The 16,636-nt window shown below is 66.0% G+C and carries 13 protein-coding genes; 12 read left to right on the top strand and 1 reads right to left on the bottom strand.

Annotated elements, in window-relative coordinates:
- Nucleotides 1-5: 5 nt before the first annotated feature.
- From QM732_RS14285 to QM732_RS14255, 7 genes are all read left to right on the top strand, one after another.
- A complete protein-coding gene (locus QM732_RS14285) occupies nucleotides 6-1,199 on the top strand; it encodes a TIGR03087 family PEP-CTERM/XrtA system glycosyltransferase (RefSeq protein ID WP_415656794.1) in 1,194 nt (397 codons plus the stop codon).
- Nucleotides 1,196-2,755, top strand: a complete 1,560-nt coding sequence (gene xrtA / locus QM732_RS14280) for an exosortase A (protein ID WP_415656793.1) — start codon at nucleotides 1,196-1,198, stop codon at nucleotides 2,753-2,755. The genes QM732_RS14285 and xrtA overlap by 4 nt, the downstream gene beginning before the upstream one ends.
- A 43-nt stretch (nucleotides 2,756-2,798) precedes the next feature.
- A complete protein-coding gene (locus QM732_RS14275; RefSeq protein ID WP_415656792.1) occupies nucleotides 2,799-4,079 on the top strand; it encodes a nucleotide sugar dehydrogenase in 1,281 nt (426 codons plus the stop codon).
- 68 nt (nucleotides 4,080-4,147) lie between these two features.
- Nucleotides 4,148-6,046, top strand: coding sequence for an XrtA/PEP-CTERM system amidotransferase (locus QM732_RS14270; RefSeq protein ID WP_415656791.1), 1,899 nt, complete (start codon nucleotides 4,148-4,150; stop codon nucleotides 6,044-6,046).
- 18 nt (nucleotides 6,047-6,064) lie between these two features.
- Nucleotides 6,065-7,240, top strand: coding sequence for a glycosyltransferase family 4 protein (locus tag QM732_RS14265; protein WP_415656790.1), 1,176 nt, complete (start codon nucleotides 6,065-6,067; stop codon nucleotides 7,238-7,240).
- Complete coding sequence (locus QM732_RS14260) at nucleotides 7,237-8,541, top strand: putative O-glycosylation ligase, exosortase A system-associated (protein ID WP_415656789.1); 1,305 nt, start codon at nucleotides 7,237-7,239, stop codon at nucleotides 8,539-8,541. Before QM732_RS14265 ends, QM732_RS14260 begins: the two co-directional genes overlap by 4 nt.
- Nucleotides 8,541-9,488, top strand: coding sequence for a polysaccharide deacetylase family protein (locus tag QM732_RS14255; RefSeq protein WP_415656788.1), 948 nt, complete (start codon nucleotides 8,541-8,543; stop codon nucleotides 9,486-9,488). The genes QM732_RS14260 and QM732_RS14255 overlap by 1 nt, the downstream gene beginning before the upstream one ends.
- A gap of 23 nt (nucleotides 9,489-9,511) precedes the next feature.
- Here QM732_RS14255 and QM732_RS14250 read toward each other — a convergent pair whose 3' ends face one another.
- Nucleotides 9,512-11,188, bottom strand: a complete 1,677-nt coding sequence (locus QM732_RS14250; protein ID WP_415656787.1) for an asparagine synthetase B family protein — start codon at nucleotides 11,186-11,188, stop codon at nucleotides 9,512-9,514.
- A 399-nt stretch (nucleotides 11,189-11,587) separates the two neighbouring features.
- Here QM732_RS14250 and QM732_RS14245 point away from each other — a divergent pair, with 399 nt between their 5' ends.
- The 5 genes from QM732_RS14245 to QM732_RS14225 are packed head-to-tail and all read left to right on the top strand — an operon-like array spanning nucleotide 11,588 to nucleotide 16,615.
- Nucleotides 11,588-12,682, top strand: a complete 1,095-nt coding sequence (locus QM732_RS14245; RefSeq protein WP_415656786.1) for a glycosyltransferase family 4 protein — start codon at nucleotides 11,588-11,590, stop codon at nucleotides 12,680-12,682.
- 21 nt (nucleotides 12,683-12,703) lie between these two features.
- Nucleotides 12,704-13,954 (top strand): glycosyltransferase, encoded by a 1,251-nt coding sequence (locus tag QM732_RS14240; protein ID WP_415656785.1) that lies wholly within the window; start codon nucleotides 12,704-12,706, stop codon nucleotides 13,952-13,954.
- Nucleotides 13,951-15,207: a glycosyltransferase gene (locus tag QM732_RS14235; RefSeq protein ID WP_415656784.1), complete on the top strand. Its 1,257-nt coding sequence runs from the start codon at nucleotides 13,951-13,953 to the stop codon at nucleotides 15,205-15,207. Before QM732_RS14240 ends, QM732_RS14235 begins: the two co-directional genes overlap by 4 nt.
- Before the next feature lies 1 nt (nucleotide 15,208).
- Entirely contained in the window at nucleotides 15,209-16,195 is a 987-nt protein-coding gene (locus QM732_RS14230; RefSeq protein ID WP_415656783.1) for a hypothetical protein, read from the top strand.
- Between the two features lie 9 nt (nucleotides 16,196-16,204).
- Nucleotides 16,205-16,615, top strand: a complete 411-nt coding sequence (locus QM732_RS14225) for a GtrA family protein (protein WP_415656782.1) — start codon at nucleotides 16,205-16,207, stop codon at nucleotides 16,613-16,615.
- The last annotated feature ends 21 nt before the right edge of the window (nucleotides 16,616-16,636 follow it).

Here is a 16,636-nt window from a genome sequence, read left to right as displayed (position 1 = left end):
ACCGCTTGAAGCTTCTTTTCCTCGTCCACCGCCTGCCTTACCCTCCCAACAAGGGCGACAAGGTGCGCTCCTACCACCTGCTCAAACATCTGGCGGCGCGGCACGAGGTCCATCTTGGCAGCTTCATCGACGACCCGGACGACGAGCAGCACGTGCCACGCGTGCGTGAGCTGTGCAAGAGCCTGCACATCGCACCCCTGAACCCGCGCTCGGCCAAATTGCTGAGCCTGCGCGGGCTGCTCAGTGGCGAGGCGCTGAGCCTGCCCTACTACCGCGACGCCGGACTGCAGGCCTGGGTAGATGAGACCGCTGCCCGCGTGGGCTTCGATGCGGTCGTCGTCTTCAGTGGCGTGATGGCCCAGTACACCCGAGGCCTGCGTGGCGTGAAGACGCTGGTGGACTTCGTCGACGTGGACTCCGCGAAATGGCGGGACTATGCACCGGAGCATGCCTGGCCCATGTCCTGGCTGTACCGTCGCGAGTTCGACAAGCTGCTCGGTTTCGAGCAGCGCGTGGCGGCCGCAGCCGCCTGCAGCTTCTTCGTCACCGACAACGAGGTGGCTCTGTTCCGCGAGCTGAGTCCCGGCCGGGATCTGCGCCTGGCGGCGCTGGGCAACGGTGTCGACGCCGACTTCTTCACGCCGGATGCGTCCCGCGCCAGTCCTTTCGAGGCCGGTGAGCTTCCGCTGGTGTTCACTGGAGCCATGGACTACTGGCCCAACGTCGACGCCGTGACCTGGTTCGTGAATGCCATCCTGCCTGCGCTGCGCGAGCGCTTCCCGGCGCTACGTTTTCACATTGTCGGCCGCAGCCCGACGCCGGCGGTGCAGGCGCTGGCCGGCGACGCGGTCAACGTGACCGGCACGGTGCCGGACGTCCGTCCCTTCCTGCAGCACGCTTCGGCCGTCGTTGCGCCGCTGCGGCTGGCCCGCGGCATCCAGAACAAGGTGCTGGAGGCCATGGCCATGGCGCGGCCCGTCGTCGCGGCCGCTACCTGTGTGCGTGCGATCACCAGCACGGCCCAGGCCGGCCTGCAGCCCGCTGACGTCGAGAGCGAGTACGTCGAGCGTTTGAGTAGCCTGCTGGGCGACCGCGAGGCCGCCCATGCTGCAGGCCGAGGCGCGCGCGACTTCGTGCTCGGCGCCTACAGCTGGGATGCTCACTTGGCTGGCCTGGACCGGCATCTGGAGGCTGCGTGATCCATCTGCCCAAGCCCTGGCGGTTGCCGCTGCTCGGTCTGGCCCTGGCCTGGGGGCTGCTGGTGATCCTCTATTTTTCGACCGGCGCCGCCATGGTCGAGATCTGGAACCGCTCCGAGACCTATGCCCACGCCTGGGTGGTGCCGCCCATCTCGGCATGGCTGGTCTGGCGCATGCGGGTGGACCTCGCGTCGATGACGCCACGCCCGGCGTCGTGGTGGCTGCTGGCCCTGCTGCCGCTGGGCTTGCTGTGGCTGGCAGGCGATCTGGCCGCCGCCAATGCGGCCACCCAGTTCGCGCTGCTGGGCATGGGCGTCGTCCTGGTACCGGCACTGCTGGGTACGGCCGTGGCCGGCCGCATGGCCTTCCCGCTGGGCTTCCTGTTCTTTGCCGTGCCCTTCGGCGACTTCCTGACGCCCTGGCTGATGGAGCGTACGGCCGATTTCACGGTCGTCGCACTGCGTGCCACCGGCATCCCGGTTTTTCGCGAGGCGCTGCAGTTCATCATCCCGTCGGGCTCCTGGTCCGTCGTGCAGGCTTGCAGCGGCATCCGCTATCTGATGGCCTCGGTGATGGTGGGTACCTTGTTTGCCTACCTGAACTACCGCAGCAATCGCAAGCGCTGGGCTTTCGTTGGCGTGGCCATCGTGACACCGCTGGTCGCGAACTGGCTGCGGGCCTACATGATCGTCATGGTGGGCCATCTGTCCGGCAACAAGCTGGCCGTGGGTGTGGACCACATCATCTACGGCTGGGTCTTCTTCGGCATCATCATGCTGGCGATGTTCATGATCGGCGCACGATGGGCCGATGCCGATCGTGAGCCGGCGCCGTCGGCGTCCCTCGGTGCGGGTGGCGAGTTGGCGACCGGTCGCCTGGCAACGACGCTGGTCGCAGCACTGCTGCTCGTGGCGCTGCCGACGGCTATGCGGATCCAGGCTGAACGTGCCGGCGCCCATGGCAAGCCGCAGTTGGCGGCGCCTGAGCTGCCGGGCTGGACTTGGGTGGCCGAGCCGCTGAGCAGTTGGCAGCCCCATTTCCAGCATCCGGCAGCATCGCTGCATGGCCGCCTGGAGCCTTCCACGGGTGGTGCGGCGGTGGGTGTCTACATCGGCTACTACCGCGACCAACGCTACGGCAGCCAGTTGGTCACGTCCGCGAACGCACTCGTCGACGATGAAGACGACAGGGATTGGTCGCGCACGGCCGCTGGCCGTGGCGAGGCTGGTGGACAGGCCTGGCGCACCGCGGAATTGCGCGGCCAGGCCCTGAGCCAGATCGTCGGTACCGACGGGCTGGTTCCGCGGCTGAGGGTCTGGCAAATCTACTGGGTCAACGGCCGACCCTTCACCAGCGACTGGCAGGCCAAGCTCTACGGAGCCTGGCAGACCTTGCAGGGCCACGGCGACGACGGGGCCGTGATCATCGTCTACGCGCACAAAGCCGCCGCGGGGGCCGACGACGAGCTACTGCGCGACTTCCTGCACACGCATTGGGCCCGGCTGGACACTGCTTTGCGGGACGTCCGCGACCGCGATCTGGCGCGGCAGCGGTGACAATCCGCGCTCTCCAAGAATTCACAGCAACGAGAAACGATCCATGAATACGCTCGCAGTCATCGGCCTCGGTTATGTGGGCCTTCCCCTGGTCGTGGAGTTTGGCAAGCAGATCCGAACCATCGGCTTCGACATTGCCAAGAACAAGGTGGAAGCCTGCCAGCGCGGCACCGATCCGAGTCGCGAGCTGACCGACGAGGAGGTCCAGGCGGCCAAGCACGCGGTCTACACCGACGACCCCAAGATGCTCGCCGAGGCTGACGTCATCATCGTGGCGGTCCCCACACCGGTAGACGAAGCCCACATCCCCGACTTCCGCCCGTTGATCGGCTCCAGCACCAGCGTCGGCCGTCACATGAAGAAGGGCGCCATCGTCGTCTACGAGAGCACCGTCTATCCCGGCGCGACCGAGGAGGTCTGCATCCCCGTGCTGGAGCGTGAGTCGGGCATGAAGTGGAAGCAGGACTTCTTCGTCGGCTACAGCCCCGAGCGCATCAACCCGGGCGACAAGGAACACACGCTGACCAAGATCCTGAAGATCGTCTCTGGTGACACGCCCGAGACGCTGGAGAAGGTTGCCCAGGTCTACGAGAAGATCATCATCCCTGGCGTGCACCGCGCGTCCAGCATCAAGACCGCTGAAGCCGCCAAGGTGATCGAGAACACGCAGCGCGACCTCAACATCGCGCTGATGAACGAGCTGTCCATCATCTTCGACAAGCTGGGCATCGACACCTCCGAGGTCCTGGAGGCGGCCGGCACGAAGTGGAACTTCCTGAAGTTCAAGCCGGGCCTGGTGGGTGGTCACTGCATCGGCGTGGACCCGTACTACCTGACCCACAAGGCCGACATGCTGGGCTACCACCCGCAGGTCATCCTGGCCGGCCGGCGCATCAACGACGGCATGGGCAAGTTCATCGCCGAGCAGACCATCAAGCAGATGATCGCCGGCGGCAGCCCCGTCAAGGGCGCGCGCGTGAACGTGCTGGGCCTGACCTTCAAGGAGAACTGCGGCGACCTGCGCAACTCCAAGGTCATCGACATCATCAACGAACTCAAGACCTATGGCGTCGAGATCTTCGTCACCGACGCGCAGGCCGAGGCCGAGGAGGCCATGCACGAGTACGGTGTGCGCCTGATGCCTTTTGAGGATCTGCCACAGGCCGACGCCATCGTCGCTGCCGTATCGCACCGGGAGTACGCCGCGCTGTCGATCGCCGACATCGGGAAGAAGCTGGTCAAGGGCGGGGCGTTCATTGACGTCAAGGCCTGCTTCGATGCGGGTGCGCTGGCAGGCGCGGGCTATCGGGTTTGGCGTCTCTGAGGCCCATCGCCCGCAGGAGAGGCTCTGACCGCTTCCCTGCTAGAACAGCTTCCGGAGGAACCTGACCCATGTGCGGCATCACAGGCATCGTGGATACCCTCGGCGCTCGCGAGATCGATGCCGGGCAACTGGAGCGCATGAACAATGCCCAGTGGCACCGTGGCCCCGACGAGGGCTCGATTCATCTCGAGCCGGGCGTGGGGTTCGGGCACCGGCGGCTCTCGATCATCGATATCGCCACCGGCCAGCAGCCCCTCTTCAATGAGGACGGTTCGGTAGTCGTGGTCTTCAACGGCGAGATCTACAACTATCAGTCGCTGATCCCCGAGTTGCAGGCGCTTGGCCACGTCTTCCACACGAAGAGCGACACCGAAGTCATCGTGCATGCCTGGGAGTCCTGGGGCGAGGACTGCCTGCAGCGCTTTCGCGGCATGTTCGCGTTCGCGCTGTGGGACAGGAACCGGCAGACGCTGTTCCTGGCTCGCGACCGCATGGGCGTGAAGCCGCTGCACTATGCCCTGCTGGACGACGGTCGTCTTGTGTTCGGATCGGAGCTGAAGACTTTGCTCGCGCAAGGTGACCTGCGCCGCGATCTCGACCCGCAAGCGATCGAGGAATACTTTGCGTTGGGCTATGTTGCCGAGCCTCGCACGATTTTCAAGCAGGCACGCAAGCTGCCAGCGGGGCACTGCCTGCTGATTCGCCGCGGCCAGCCTGTGCCGACGCCCAAACCGTACTGGGATGTCCGCTTCACGCTTGAACAGTCGATCACGCTGCCGGAAGCAGAAGAGGAACTGGTGCGACGGCTCCGAGAGTCTGTACGCCTGCGGATGATCGCCGAGGTGCCGCTCGGCGCGTTCCTCTCCGGTGGAGTTGACAGCAGCAGCGTTGTGGCGCTGATGGCGGGCGAGTCGGATACACCGGTCAACACCTGCTCGATCGGCTTTGACGAACCGGCTTACAACGAATCCGCCTTTGCCCAGTTGGTGGCTGACCGCTACCGTACCAACCACAGGCTGGAGGTCGTCGGCAGCGACGACTTCGATCTCATCGACACGCTGGCGCGCCTTTACGACGAGCCCTACAACGACAGCTCGGCGATTCCGACCTACCGCGTCTGTCAGTTGGCGCGCAAGCACGTCACGGTGGCGCTGTCGGGCGACGGCGGCGATGAGACCTTCGGCGGCTACCGCCGCTACCGGCTCCATCTGATGGAAGAGAAAGCACGCGCTGCGCTGCCGCTTGGACTGCGACGTGCCGTCTTCGGCCCGCTGGGGCGCTGGTATCCCAAGGCCGACTGGGCGCCGCGCTTCCTGCGCGCCAAAACCACCTTCGAGGCGCAGGCGCGCGACTCGGTCGAGGCCTATTTCCACACGATGTCCCAGGTTCGCGAGCCCTTGCGCAGCCAACTGTTCACGCCGGCCTTCAAGGCTGAACTGGGGGGCTATAGCGCGATCGAGGTCTTCCGCCGGCATGCCGGGAAGGCGGACACCGACGACGCATTGGCGCTGATCCAGTACATCGACATGAAGACCTATCTGGTGGACGACATCAACACCAAGGTCGACCGCGCTGCGATGGCGCATTCGCTGGAGGTTCGGGAGCCGCTGATGGACCACGAACTGGTCGAGTGGATGGCTCGCCTGCCGTCCTCGCTCAAATTGCAGGGCGCCGAAGGCAAGTACCTTCTGAAGAAGGCGATGGAGCCGCACCTGCCGAACGACGTGCTGTATCGTCCCAAGCAGGGCTTCGCCGTGCCACTGGCCCGCTGGTTCCGTGGCCCGCTGCGGCAGCGCGTCCGCGATGCGCTGCTGGGAGAACGCATGGCGGCCACCGGCTGGTTCGAACGCAAGACCATCCAGTCCATCATCGAGCAGCACGAGTCCGGCGCGCGCGACCACAGCGTGCCGATCTGGTCGCTGCTGATGTTCGATGCGTTCATGCGCCATGCGGCGCCCCAGCAGTGACAGGCGGCCGATAGCCAGATGAAGATCCTCTATCACCACCGCACCGCATCGCGCGACGGCCAGTCCACCCACATCGAGGAGATGATCGGCGGGCTGCGGGCCAACGGCCATGAGGTCTGGGAATGCGCGCCCTCTGTGGGTGGGCAGGATGGCGGCGGCGGCGGCAGCGCCGGCTGGGTGGGACGGCTCAAGGCCCTGCTGCCCAAGCCGCTCTACGAACTGGCCGAGGTCGCCTACTCGCTGGTGGCCTACCGCCGGCTCGTGCACAGCATCCGCGAACGCCGGCCCGACGGCATCTACGAGCGATACAACCTCTTCCTGCTCGCTGGCATCTGGGCCAAGAAGCGTTTCGGCCTGCCGCTGATCCTCGAGGTCAATGCGCCGATGGCGATCGAGCGCGCCGAGTACGGCGGGCTGGCGCTGCCGGGCCTGGCCAAGCGGCTTGAGGCCTATGTCTGGCGGCGGGCCGACTGGGTGCTGCCCGTCACTGAAGTGCTGGCCCAGCATCTCGTGTCTGTCGGCGTCGATCGGCGGCGTATCCAGGTGATTCCGAACGGGATCAACGAGGCCCATTACCGCAACCTCCCGACCGCCGAGGAGGCCAAGCGGTCGTTGGGCCTCGAGGGGCGATTGGTCATCGGTTTCACCGGCTTCGTGCGCGAGTGGGACCGCCTTGACCGTATCGTCGCCTGGATCGCCCGCCAGCCTGTCGAACGCAACGTGCATCTGCTGGTCATCGGCGATGGGCCGGCTCGCGCCGAGATCGAACGCTGCGCGGCCGATCTGAAGGTGGCCGATCGTCTCAGCTTCACCGGCGCGGTTCCGCGGGCGCGGGTGCCCGAGCTGTCGATGGCCTTCGACATCGCCTTGCAGACGGCCCTGGTGCCCTATGCATCGCCGCTGTGCCTGTTCGAGTACCTGGCGCTGTCCAAGACCATCGTTGCTCCGGACCAGCCAAACCATCACGAGATCCTGAGCCATGGCGTCAACGCCTGGCTCTATGACCCGGCCGATCCGCAGGGCATAGAGAAGGCCCTGGAAACGCTGGCCACCGATCAGGCGTTGAGCGCGCGCATCGCGAGCGCCGCGCGCGACGTCATTGCCGACAAGCAGCTGACCTGGGAGCAGCACGCCCGTCGTGTCGCGGGGCTGATGAATGCCGGACTGACGAAAGGCGCTGGGGCGGCGTCATGAGTGCCCTGATCATCGGCCTGCCCATCCTGGTGCTGGTGCTGTATGGCATCCGGCATCCCTGGGTCGGCATCCTTGGCTGGACCTGGGTCAGCCTGATGAACCCCCACACCTTCAGCTGGCGCCTGTCCAGCATGCCAGTGGCGGCCGCGATGGCGGGTTCGGTGCTGCTGGGACTGGTGATTACGTCGGACAAGCGCGACTTCTCCACCACCCGCGAGAGCCGCGTGCTGATGCTGTTCATGGCCTGGATGTGCATCACGCTGCCGTTCTCCTACGCCTTCCAGGAGAGCTACGCACTCTGGAACCGTGTGATGAAGATCGACCTGATGATCCTCGTCGCGCTGGTGGTGCTGTACTCGCGCAAGCACATCATGGCCCTGGCCTGGGTGCTGGTTGGCTCGATCGGCTTCTACGGTGTCAAGGGTGGTCTGTTCACCATTGCCACGGGCGGCGCCTACCGTGTATGGGGCCCGGAGGGAACCTACATCGGTGGCAACAACGAGGTGGCGCTGGCGCTGGTCATCACCATTCCCCTGATGCGCTTCCTGCAGATGACCACGGACAAGGTCTGGCTCAAGCGGGCCTTGCTTGTCTCCATGCTGCTGTGCGCCGCCGCAGCGCTGGGCAGTCAGTCGCGCGGCGCGCTGCTGGCGATCGCCGCGATGGCGACTGTCATGTGGTGGCGCGGGAACAACCGTCTGCAGGTCGGTCTGGTCATGGTGGTGCTGGGCCTGATGGCGGTCATGCTGATGCCGGACCACTGGACCGAGCGCATGCACACCATCCGCACCTATGACCAGGATGATTCGGCCAACCAGCGCCTGAACGCCTGGATGATGGCCTGGAACATCGCCAAGGACAACCTGTTCGGTGCCGGGTTCATGGTGTCCATTCCCGACGTCTGCGTCCGCTATTCGCCCATCCCCACGGATTGCAGGGCCGCGCACAGCATTTACTTCATGGTGCTGGGCGAGCACGGCTTCATTGGCCTGTTCCTCTTCCTGCTGATGTGGATCCTCACCTGGCGCACGGCTGGCCGGCTGCGCATCGACGCGGCCAAGCAGCCCGAGTCGGCCTGGCTGGCGCCGCTGGGTGCGATGGCGCAGGTGAGCCTGGCTGGCTACGCCGTTGGCGGCGCTTTCCTGAGCCTCTCGTATTACGACCTGCCATACAACGTGATGGTGCTGGTCATCCTCGGGCGACGCTGGCTGGATCGCAAGGCCTGGGTCGAGGAGGCCCGCGAGGCGGCGCGGGTCGAGGCTGAGAAGCAGAAGAAGTCCATGCAGGCGAGGGCGGGCTGATGCTGCTCAAGAGCCTGCTCTCGCTCGCCTCACCGGCCGGACCCAGGGCCCGCCTGTCGGTGCTGATGTTCCATCGCGTCACACCCCAGCCCGACTCGATCTTTCCGGATGAGATGCACGCCGAGCGCTTCGACGCGCTGTGCGCCAGCCTCAAGCGATGGTTCAACGTGCTGCCGCTGGACGAGGCCGCGCACCGGCTTCGCGATGGCATCCTGCCCAGCCGGCCGCTGTGCATCACCTTCGACGATGGCTATGCGGACAACCGGGAGGTCGCGCTGCCCATCCTGCAGCGCCACGGCCTCAGTGCCGCATTCTTCATCTCCACCGGCTTCCTCGACGGCGGCCGCATGTGGAACGACAGCCTGATCGAGACTGTGCGTGCTTGCCTCTTGTCGGAACTGGATCTAGAGGCCCTGGAATTGGGCCGTTATCCGCTGGGCAGCGCCCAGCAGAAGCGGCAGGCCGCGCAAGCGCTGATCCGCCAGGTCAAGTACCAGCCTGTGGCGCGACGCCTAGAACTGTGTGAGTTGATTGCCGAGAGGGCCGGTGTCGAGCTGCCCACCGATCTGATGATGAGTTCGGCCCAGGTGGTCGAGTTGCATCGTGCCGGCATGCAGATCGGCGCGCACACGCTGTCGCACCCCATCCTGGCGTCGCTCGACGAGGCTGACGCGCGTGCCGAAGTGCTCGGCAGCAAGGAGTGGCTGGAGCAGTTGCTGGGCGAACGCGTCGGCCTGTTCGCCTATCCGAACGGCAAGCCCGGCGAAGACTATTCGCCTGCCAATGCCGAGCTGGTTCGCGGGTTGGGCTTCGATGCGGCCGTCAGTACCGAATGGGGAACGACGCGAAGTGGCGACGACCTGATGCAGATCCGCCGCTTCACGCCCTGGGATCGCTCGCCGGCACGATTCGGCTGGCGGCTGCTTGCCAACCTGCGCCGCGGCTGAGGCCGGGCGCAGGCCGCCATGGTTCAGGCCAGGCGGTAGTTTGGCGCCTTGGCGGCGAGCCACTGCTCCAGCATCATCAGGATCCAGATCATTTCGCCGAAATAGCCGGCGTGCTGGCTGAGCCGTTCGTTCAGCAGGCTCTCGACGAACTCGCGGCGCACGATGCCGCGGTCCGCCAGGCCGTGCAACGACCGGCCGGCCAGCGCCTTCAACCCATCATGTCGTGCCGTCCAAACGCCGAAAGGGAGACCGAACCCTTGCTTCTTCTTGGTGATGATCTCGTCCGGCAGGAAGTCGCGCAGCGCCTCCTTGAAGAACCAGCGCAGGCGCAGGCCCTTCAGCTTGAAATCGGGGCGGAGCTTCTCCGAGAAGGCTAGCAGGGCGTCGTCCAGCATGGGGAAACCGACGCTCAACCCGGCGAGGCCGGTGGTGCCGACGACCTTGGGCAGGTCGCAGTCCGCCAGCGTGTAGCGCCAGTCGAAGGCCAGCATCCGGTTGACCAGGTCGCCGGTCCTGGCCTGCGGCCAGAGCGCGCGCTGCTGCTGTGCCGGCCCGTCGATGTCCACCGCCGCCAGCATCTGCGGTGTCAGCACGTCCTGCAGGCCCAGATGGAACAGCAGATTGTAGGTCATCAGCCGGTCCGGCATCGGCACCTTGGCTTGGTTCACATAGCTGGCGCCCTTTTTGATCAGCGGGATCTGCTTGATCGCTCCGAGGTCGCTGAGCGGCTCCAGCAGGCCGCGGCGCAAGGACCCGGGGATGCGGCCGTACCAGTCGAACACGGTCTGTTTGGCGTACCGGGTGTTGCCGCCGAACAGCTCGTCGCCACCGTCGCCCGCCAATATGTGGGTGACGCCATCGTCCTTCGCCATCTTGGCGCAGTAGTAGGCGGGCAGGGCGGAGGAGTTGCCGAACGGCTGGTCGTAGTGCGCGGCCACTGTCGGGATGCTGGCGACCAGGTCGGCGGGCGACACGTAGTACTCATGATGGTCCGTCTTGAAGTGACGCGCCGCCAGGCGCGCGTACTCCATCTCGTCATAGCCCTCGGCGTCGAAGCCGATCGAGTAGCTCGCTGCGGGGCGCTCGCCTACCAGGCCGATCATCCCGGCCACGGTCGAGCTGTCGGTGCCGCCACTCAGGAAGCAGGCAGCCTTGCTGCCATCCAGTTGCCCGGCCACGGCATTTCGCAGCACGCCGCGGAATTCCTCGGCCAGCACGGCGAAGGACTCGCGGCTGTCCTCGGAAAAGGTCGGCACCCAGTACGGTTCGATCCGCAGCTGCCCGCTCTCGAACACCGCCACGTGGCCGGCAGGCAGCCGTTGCACCCCCTGAAAGATTGTCCGGGGCGACGGAATCACATGGAAGTACAGGTAGTCGAAGATCGCCTGCGGGTCCAGCGTCCGGCTGCTGTCTGCCAGGGCATCGGCGCGCGGCGCGAAACGGAGCTGGCCTCCATCGAGTCGGTAGCACAGGCTGTCAATGGAGAAACGGTCTACCGCAAGCACGCAGCGCCCGTCTGCCAGTTGCACGGCCACCGCGAAACGCCCCGTCACGCCGCTCAGCACATCGGCCGGTGAACGCCCCTGCGAGAAGGCCTGCTTCCAGGCGGCGAGCACGCCCTGGTCGGCAGCGAGAGACGCCAGGCGGGTGTCGGAGAAGCGGGGCGAGCCCAGTGCGAACGACGAGTCTTGTTCAGGCATGGCTTGGAGACGTTTGGCAGGACGTCGGAAATCAGAACAGGGGGTGCAGGCGGATCGGGCTCCGCGGCAGCATCCATGGGGAGTGGCTTCGGCCTTCCGGCGTCGGCAGCTCCGTCGGTAGGCGGCACCTGGACTGCCGTGCCGCGCAGGCGGGAGTGTCGCCTAAGGCGGCTGTCGGCCGGCGCTGCCGGCACCGGTTTTGCGGTGGTCGCCATGGTGTTGTTGCGGAAGTCGCAGTTGGCGCCGTTGCCCGTGCGGAACTTGCTGGCGTGACCGTGACGAACGCCTTGTTTCGGGGACAGCTGGGCCGAGGGCCGGTGATAGCATCCCGGCTCCTTTGACGACCCGAGAAAGAGCGTTTCAGCGCGCGGTGACATGACGCCACGGAGGATTCGTGTGTTGCACCTGCTGCGCGCGCTGGGAATCGGCGGCGCCGAGCGGCGGGTCCTGCGGCTCGGTTCCGGTCTGGATCCCGAGCAATACGAGGTCCACGCGCTCAGCTTCTATCCGGTCGAGGGTCAGGCCTTGCCATGGCCGGCGGATCGCCATCGCTACTTCCCAATGCAGCCTGGCTTCCAGTGGCGCCGGCTGCGGGAACTGGCGGGCTACATTCGTGAGCAGCGGTTTGACGTCGTGCACAGCCACAACTGGGCCACGATGTTCTACGGTGTTCTGGCCGGTCGCCTGGGCGGCGCGCCGGTGGTCCTGCATGGAGAACATGGCCGCAACGACATCGACCGCGAAGGCATCAGCTGGAAGCGTGACCTGCTGGCCGCGGGGTTGGCCCGGCTCGCCACCCGGGTGGTGGCGGTCAACGAATCGATTGCCGCCGACGTCGGCCGGCGCTGGCGGCTCGGCGGGGAGCACATCGTCTGCCTGCCCAATGGTGTCGACCTGACCCGCTTCGCGCCGCCGGACCAGGTGCGAGATCCTGACGCTGATTTCGTCATCGGCACGGTGGCTCGCTTCGACGGCATCAAGAACCTGCCTTGTTTGTTGAGAGCCTTCGAGCGCCTGCACGCGGCCGAACCGGCATTGAAGAAGCGCCTGGTGCTGGTCGGCCACGGCCCGCTTTGGGACGAAATCCGCCGCCAGGCCGAGAGCGGCCCCGCCGCCTCCTGCGTGCAGTTCGTCGGCGAGACCGATCGTCCGCAGGACTGGTATCGCCGCTTCGACGTGTTCGCCAACACCTCGTTCTCCGAAGGCATGAGCAACTCGATCCTCGAAGCCATGGCCTGCGGCGTGCCCATCGTGGCCTCGGACATCGACGGCAACCGCTGCTGGTTGCATGAGGGGCGCAACGCGCTGTTCTTCCGTAGCGACGACGACCAGGGTCTGGCCGAGCACCTGCGGCGTCTGGCGCTTGATCGGGAGCTTGTTGGGCGCATCGGGCGCGAGAATGCCGAGCGCGTGCGCGCCGAGTACGACAACCGCAGCTTTCTTGATCGCTACGGTGCGCTCTATCAACGCCTCTTGTCCGCCGCCGGGCGCTGACCGATGCAGCCTACAAAAGTCTTGTTCCTCAGCCTCTGGTATCCGAACGCGGAGAACCCCGTCTCCGGCACGTTCGTGTTCGAACAGGCTGAAGCGCTGCGTGCGCTCGGCGTTGACGTCCGGGTGATGCAGCCGCTACCCAAGACGCCGTTCCCGATCCGCTACCTGAAGTCCTCGTACCGGGCACTGGCCGCGGTGCCCGAGGAGGACGTGCATGCAGGCCATCCGGTCTACCACCCACGCTACCTGACCCTGCCGGCGCACAAGTTGTTCGAGCATGTCGGAGACTGGATGTTCCGCGCGATCCGGGCGCGGCTGCAGGCATTGCGGCGGGAATGGCGCTTCGACGTCATCCATGCCCATGCCACCTACCCCTGCGGCCACGCGGCCAACCGCTGCCGCGACGAGCTGTTCCCCGACGTCAAGGTGGTGCACACCATCCATCGCACCTGCATCATCGACGCGCCGCGCTACAACCAGGCCTGCTTCGAGCGCGTGCGCGCCAGCCTCGACGGCGCTGACTTCAACATCTTTGTCAGCAGCGAAGGCCATGGATTGGGGCTGGAATACACCCAGGGGCGGATTGCAGAGCGCAGTCGCTACATCAGCAATGGCGTCAACCCGGCGCGGTTTTCGCTGCAGCCCGACGATCTCGCGCAGGTTGCCGCGCTGAAGCAGCAGCATCCGGACACCTGGAACCTGGTCTTCGTCGCCTACCTGAAGGAGGTCAAGGGCGTGAAGGAGCTGTTGGAGGCCGTGCGCAACCTCGTCCGCCAGGGCCGCAAGCGGCTGCGCCTGTTCCTCGTCGGCGACAACCAACTGGGTAGTTACGTCGCCGACTATCTGGCCGAGCACGGGCTGCAGGACCACGTTGTCCTGGTCGGCGCGGTGGCGCATGACCGGGTCAAGGTCTGGATGCGTTTTGCCGATGCCTTCATCCTGCCTTCGCACTCGGAGGGGACGCCGACGGTGCTGTTCGAATCGCTGTTCGTCGGCGCGCCCAGCATCTTCACGCGCGTTGGGGGTGTCGGGGACGTGGTCAGCGACGGGGACACGGCGCTCATCATCCCGCCGCGCTCGGTGTCCGAGATCGAGCTGGCCATCATCCGGCTGATGGACGATCCGGCGCTGTGCCGACGGCTCTCGGAAGCGGGCCATGCCCTGATCCGTGACCGCTTCACCTGGGCACTCAACGCAGAGGCCGTCGCTGCGCTGTATCGCGAGCAACTGGACAAGAGCGAAACCCGCAGCCAAGAGACGGAAGCCGCATGACGCGCGTGTTGATGATTGCCTACCATTTCCCGCCGCTGGCCGGCAGCAGCGGGATCCAGCGCACCCTGCGTTTCGTGCAGCAACTGCCCGAGTTCGGATGGCAGACGGCGGTGCTGAGCACTCATCCGCGGGCCTATGAGCGGACCAGCGACGACCTGCTGGCGGAGGTTCCTGCCGGAACGCCCGTGCGGCGCGCCTTCGCGCTCGACACGGCCCGCCACTTACAGATGGGGGGGCGTTATTTCGGCTGGATGGCGCGTCCGGATCGCTGGATCAGTTGGAAGTTCGACGGTGTGCGTCAGGGCATGCAGCTGATCCGCGAATTCCGCCCCGACGTGATCTGGTCCACCTATCCCATCGCCAGCGCCCATGTGATCGGCGCAGCGCTCCATCGCAAGACCGGTATCCCCTGGGTTGCCGATTTCCGCGACCCGATGGCGCACGATGGCTACCCGGCCGATCCGCTCACCTGGAAGTCCTTCCACGAGATCGAGCAGGCGGCGATGCGGCATGCGAGCCGCTGCGTGTTCACGACACCCGGTGCGGCTCGGATGTACCAGGAGCGCTACCCCGAAGCTGCCGGGCGCATCGTCGTGCTCGAGAACGGCTACGACGAGGAGAGCTTTGCCAGCGTCAAGCCGGCCGGCGGCGCGAGCCATGGTGCGTTTGGAGACAGGCCGCTGGTGCTGCTGCACAGTGGCATCGTCTACGCATCCGAGCGCGACCCTACCCAGTTCTTCACCGCCCTGGGCAATCTGCAGCGCAGCGGCCGCCTGATGCCTGCCGAGCTGCGCGTGCGCTTCCGCGCAGCGGTCCATGAGCAGTTGCTTCGCGATTTGGCCACCAAGCATGGGGCTAGCGATTTCATCGAGATCAGTCCTGCGGTGCCGTATCGCGAAGCGCTGGCTGAGATGACTTCGGTCGATGCGCTGCTGGTCATGCAGGCCTCGAACTGCAACGCGCAGATCCCGGCCAAGGTCTACGAGTACCTGCGCGCCGGCCGCCCCATCCTCGGCCTGACTGACCCGGTTGGCGATACCGCTGGCGTGCTCCGGGGCGCGGGGCTGCCTGACATTGTCTCCATCAACTCGGTCGAGGCGATCGAGGCGGCGCTGCCGGCTCTTGTGCGGCGCTGGCGCGCCGGCGACGCGGTCCTGCCATTGCCCGAGGCAGTGCGAGCAGCCTCCCGTCGCGGCCGCTCCGAGGCGATGGCGGAGCTGCTTGAGCAGGTCCGCGGCGCGGGCAGGGCCTGACATGGGCGCAAGGCTGGAAGGCGTGTGGGCCAGGGCGGCGCTGCTCTGGCTCCTCGCTTCCATCAGTCTGGCGCTGCAGGGGTGGGTGGGCGACGCCACCATCTACGGCAAGCAGATCGAGGAGCAGCGTGCGGTGCTGCATCAGGCGATCCTGGACAACCATCCGCCGGGGGGCAGGACCTGGGCAGAGTGGGGCGCGCTGTCAGTGCAAAAACGCGTCGGCGTGGTCTATCTGGCCGAGGCGGTGCGTGAGGCCACGGGCCTTCGGATCGGAGCCGTCTACAAGCTGATCGACACTGTCTTCCTCATGCTCTCCCTGGTGGCATTGTTCGCCTACCTGCGGCGATGGGCCTCCAGCACGATGGCCCTGGTGGGGGTGCTGTACTTCAGCGCGGTCCTGCCGTTGACCTATTTCTTCCAGCTCTTTCACCCGTGGGATCGCCTCCAGCTTTTCCTGTGGATCGTGCTTTTGGGGCTGATCGCGGACCGGCGCTTCGGCCTGCTGGCCGTCGGGCTAGTGCTGAGCGTGATCGTCAAGTTCGACACCGTACTGCTGCCCGCGCTCTACTTCGCGACCCATCTCCGGCGCGAAGGGCGCCAGCGGCTGGTGGTCGAGTCACTAATACTGGCAGGACTGGTCGTAGGCACCAGCATGGTCCTGGGACGCTTGTTCGGCGACCCGGCGGAGGCCTCACGCTTCGCGTTGTCCGGCGTGCTGGAGCAGCTTGGCAGCAACTGGGCCAAGCTGAAGAGCATGGCGCTGGGTTATCCGCCGCTGCTGGTCCATGCGCTGCCGCTGGTGCTGGCGCTGTTCGGCTGGCGCGGCCAGCCCCGCTTCGTCGCGATGTCGCTGCTGTTCGCGCTGGCGATGAGCCTGATCCACCTGCTGCTGACCAATTACGAGGAAGTACGCGCTCATATGATGGTGCTGGTGCTCGCCTTGCCCGCCGCGCTCGTGACAGTCCAGCGGCTGCTGTCTCGGTCCTGAGGAGTTGACGTGTCCCAGTCCCAGTCGACCACCCTGGTCAAGTTCATCATCGTTGGACTCACCAATACGGGCGTCACCCTGGCGGTCATCTTTGCGACCAAGTATTTCTGGGGGCTGGCCGATGCGCCGGCCAACGCGTTGGGCTACGTGCTAGGGCTGATCAACGGCTACAACCTCAACCGCCGCTGGACCTTCCGTCACACGGGGTCGGTGGTGCGTTCGCTACCGGCGTTCCTGTTGATCCAGGGCGTCGCCTACGTGGTCAATCTGGCCTGTGTACTGGGACTGATCGCGCTGGGCGTCAACGACTACGGCGCCCATGTGCTGGGCATGGTGCCCTATGCCATCATTTCCTACCTGGGATCCCGCCACTTCGCCTTTTCCGCGCGGACTGCGGCGCAACGACCGGGCGCCCGATAGCAACTCCCGAAAACCAGAAAC

The organism is Roseateles sp. (assembly GCF_047654805.1).
Lineage (GTDB): Bacteria > Pseudomonadota > Gammaproteobacteria > Burkholderiales > Burkholderiaceae_C > Pelomonas.
Note: the sequence above shows the minus strand (reverse complement) of the source record. Positions and strands in the feature narration are given on the sequence as shown.

Bases quoted from the DNA above. Each gene is read 5' to 3' on its own strand.
- QM732_RS14230 (WP_415656783.1), top strand. From the start codon at position 15,209: ATGGGCGCAAGGCTGGAAGGCGTGTGGGCCAGGGCGGCGCTGCTCTGG.
- QM732_RS14250 (WP_415656787.1), bottom strand. From the start codon at position 11,188: ATGCCTGAACAAGACTCGTCGTTCGCACTGGGCTCGCCCCGCTTCTCC.
- QM732_RS14260 (WP_415656789.1), top strand. From the start codon at position 7,237: ATGAGTGCCCTGATCATCGGCCTGCCCATCCTGGTGCTGGTGCTGTAT.
- QM732_RS14270 (WP_415656791.1), top strand. From the start codon at position 4,148: ATGTGCGGCATCACAGGCATCGTGGATACCCTCGGCGCTCGCGAGATC.
- QM732_RS14255 (WP_415656788.1), top strand. From the start codon at position 8,541: ATGCTGCTCAAGAGCCTGCTCTCGCTCGCCTCACCGGCCGGACCCAGG.
- QM732_RS14235 (WP_415656784.1), top strand. From the start codon at position 13,951: ATGACGCGCGTGTTGATGATTGCCTACCATTTCCCGCCGCTGGCCGGC.
- QM732_RS14265 (WP_415656790.1), top strand. From the start codon at position 6,065: ATGAAGATCCTCTATCACCACCGCACCGCATCGCGCGACGGCCAGTCC.
- QM732_RS14275 (WP_415656792.1), top strand. From the start codon at position 2,799: ATGAATACGCTCGCAGTCATCGGCCTCGGTTATGTGGGCCTTCCCCTG.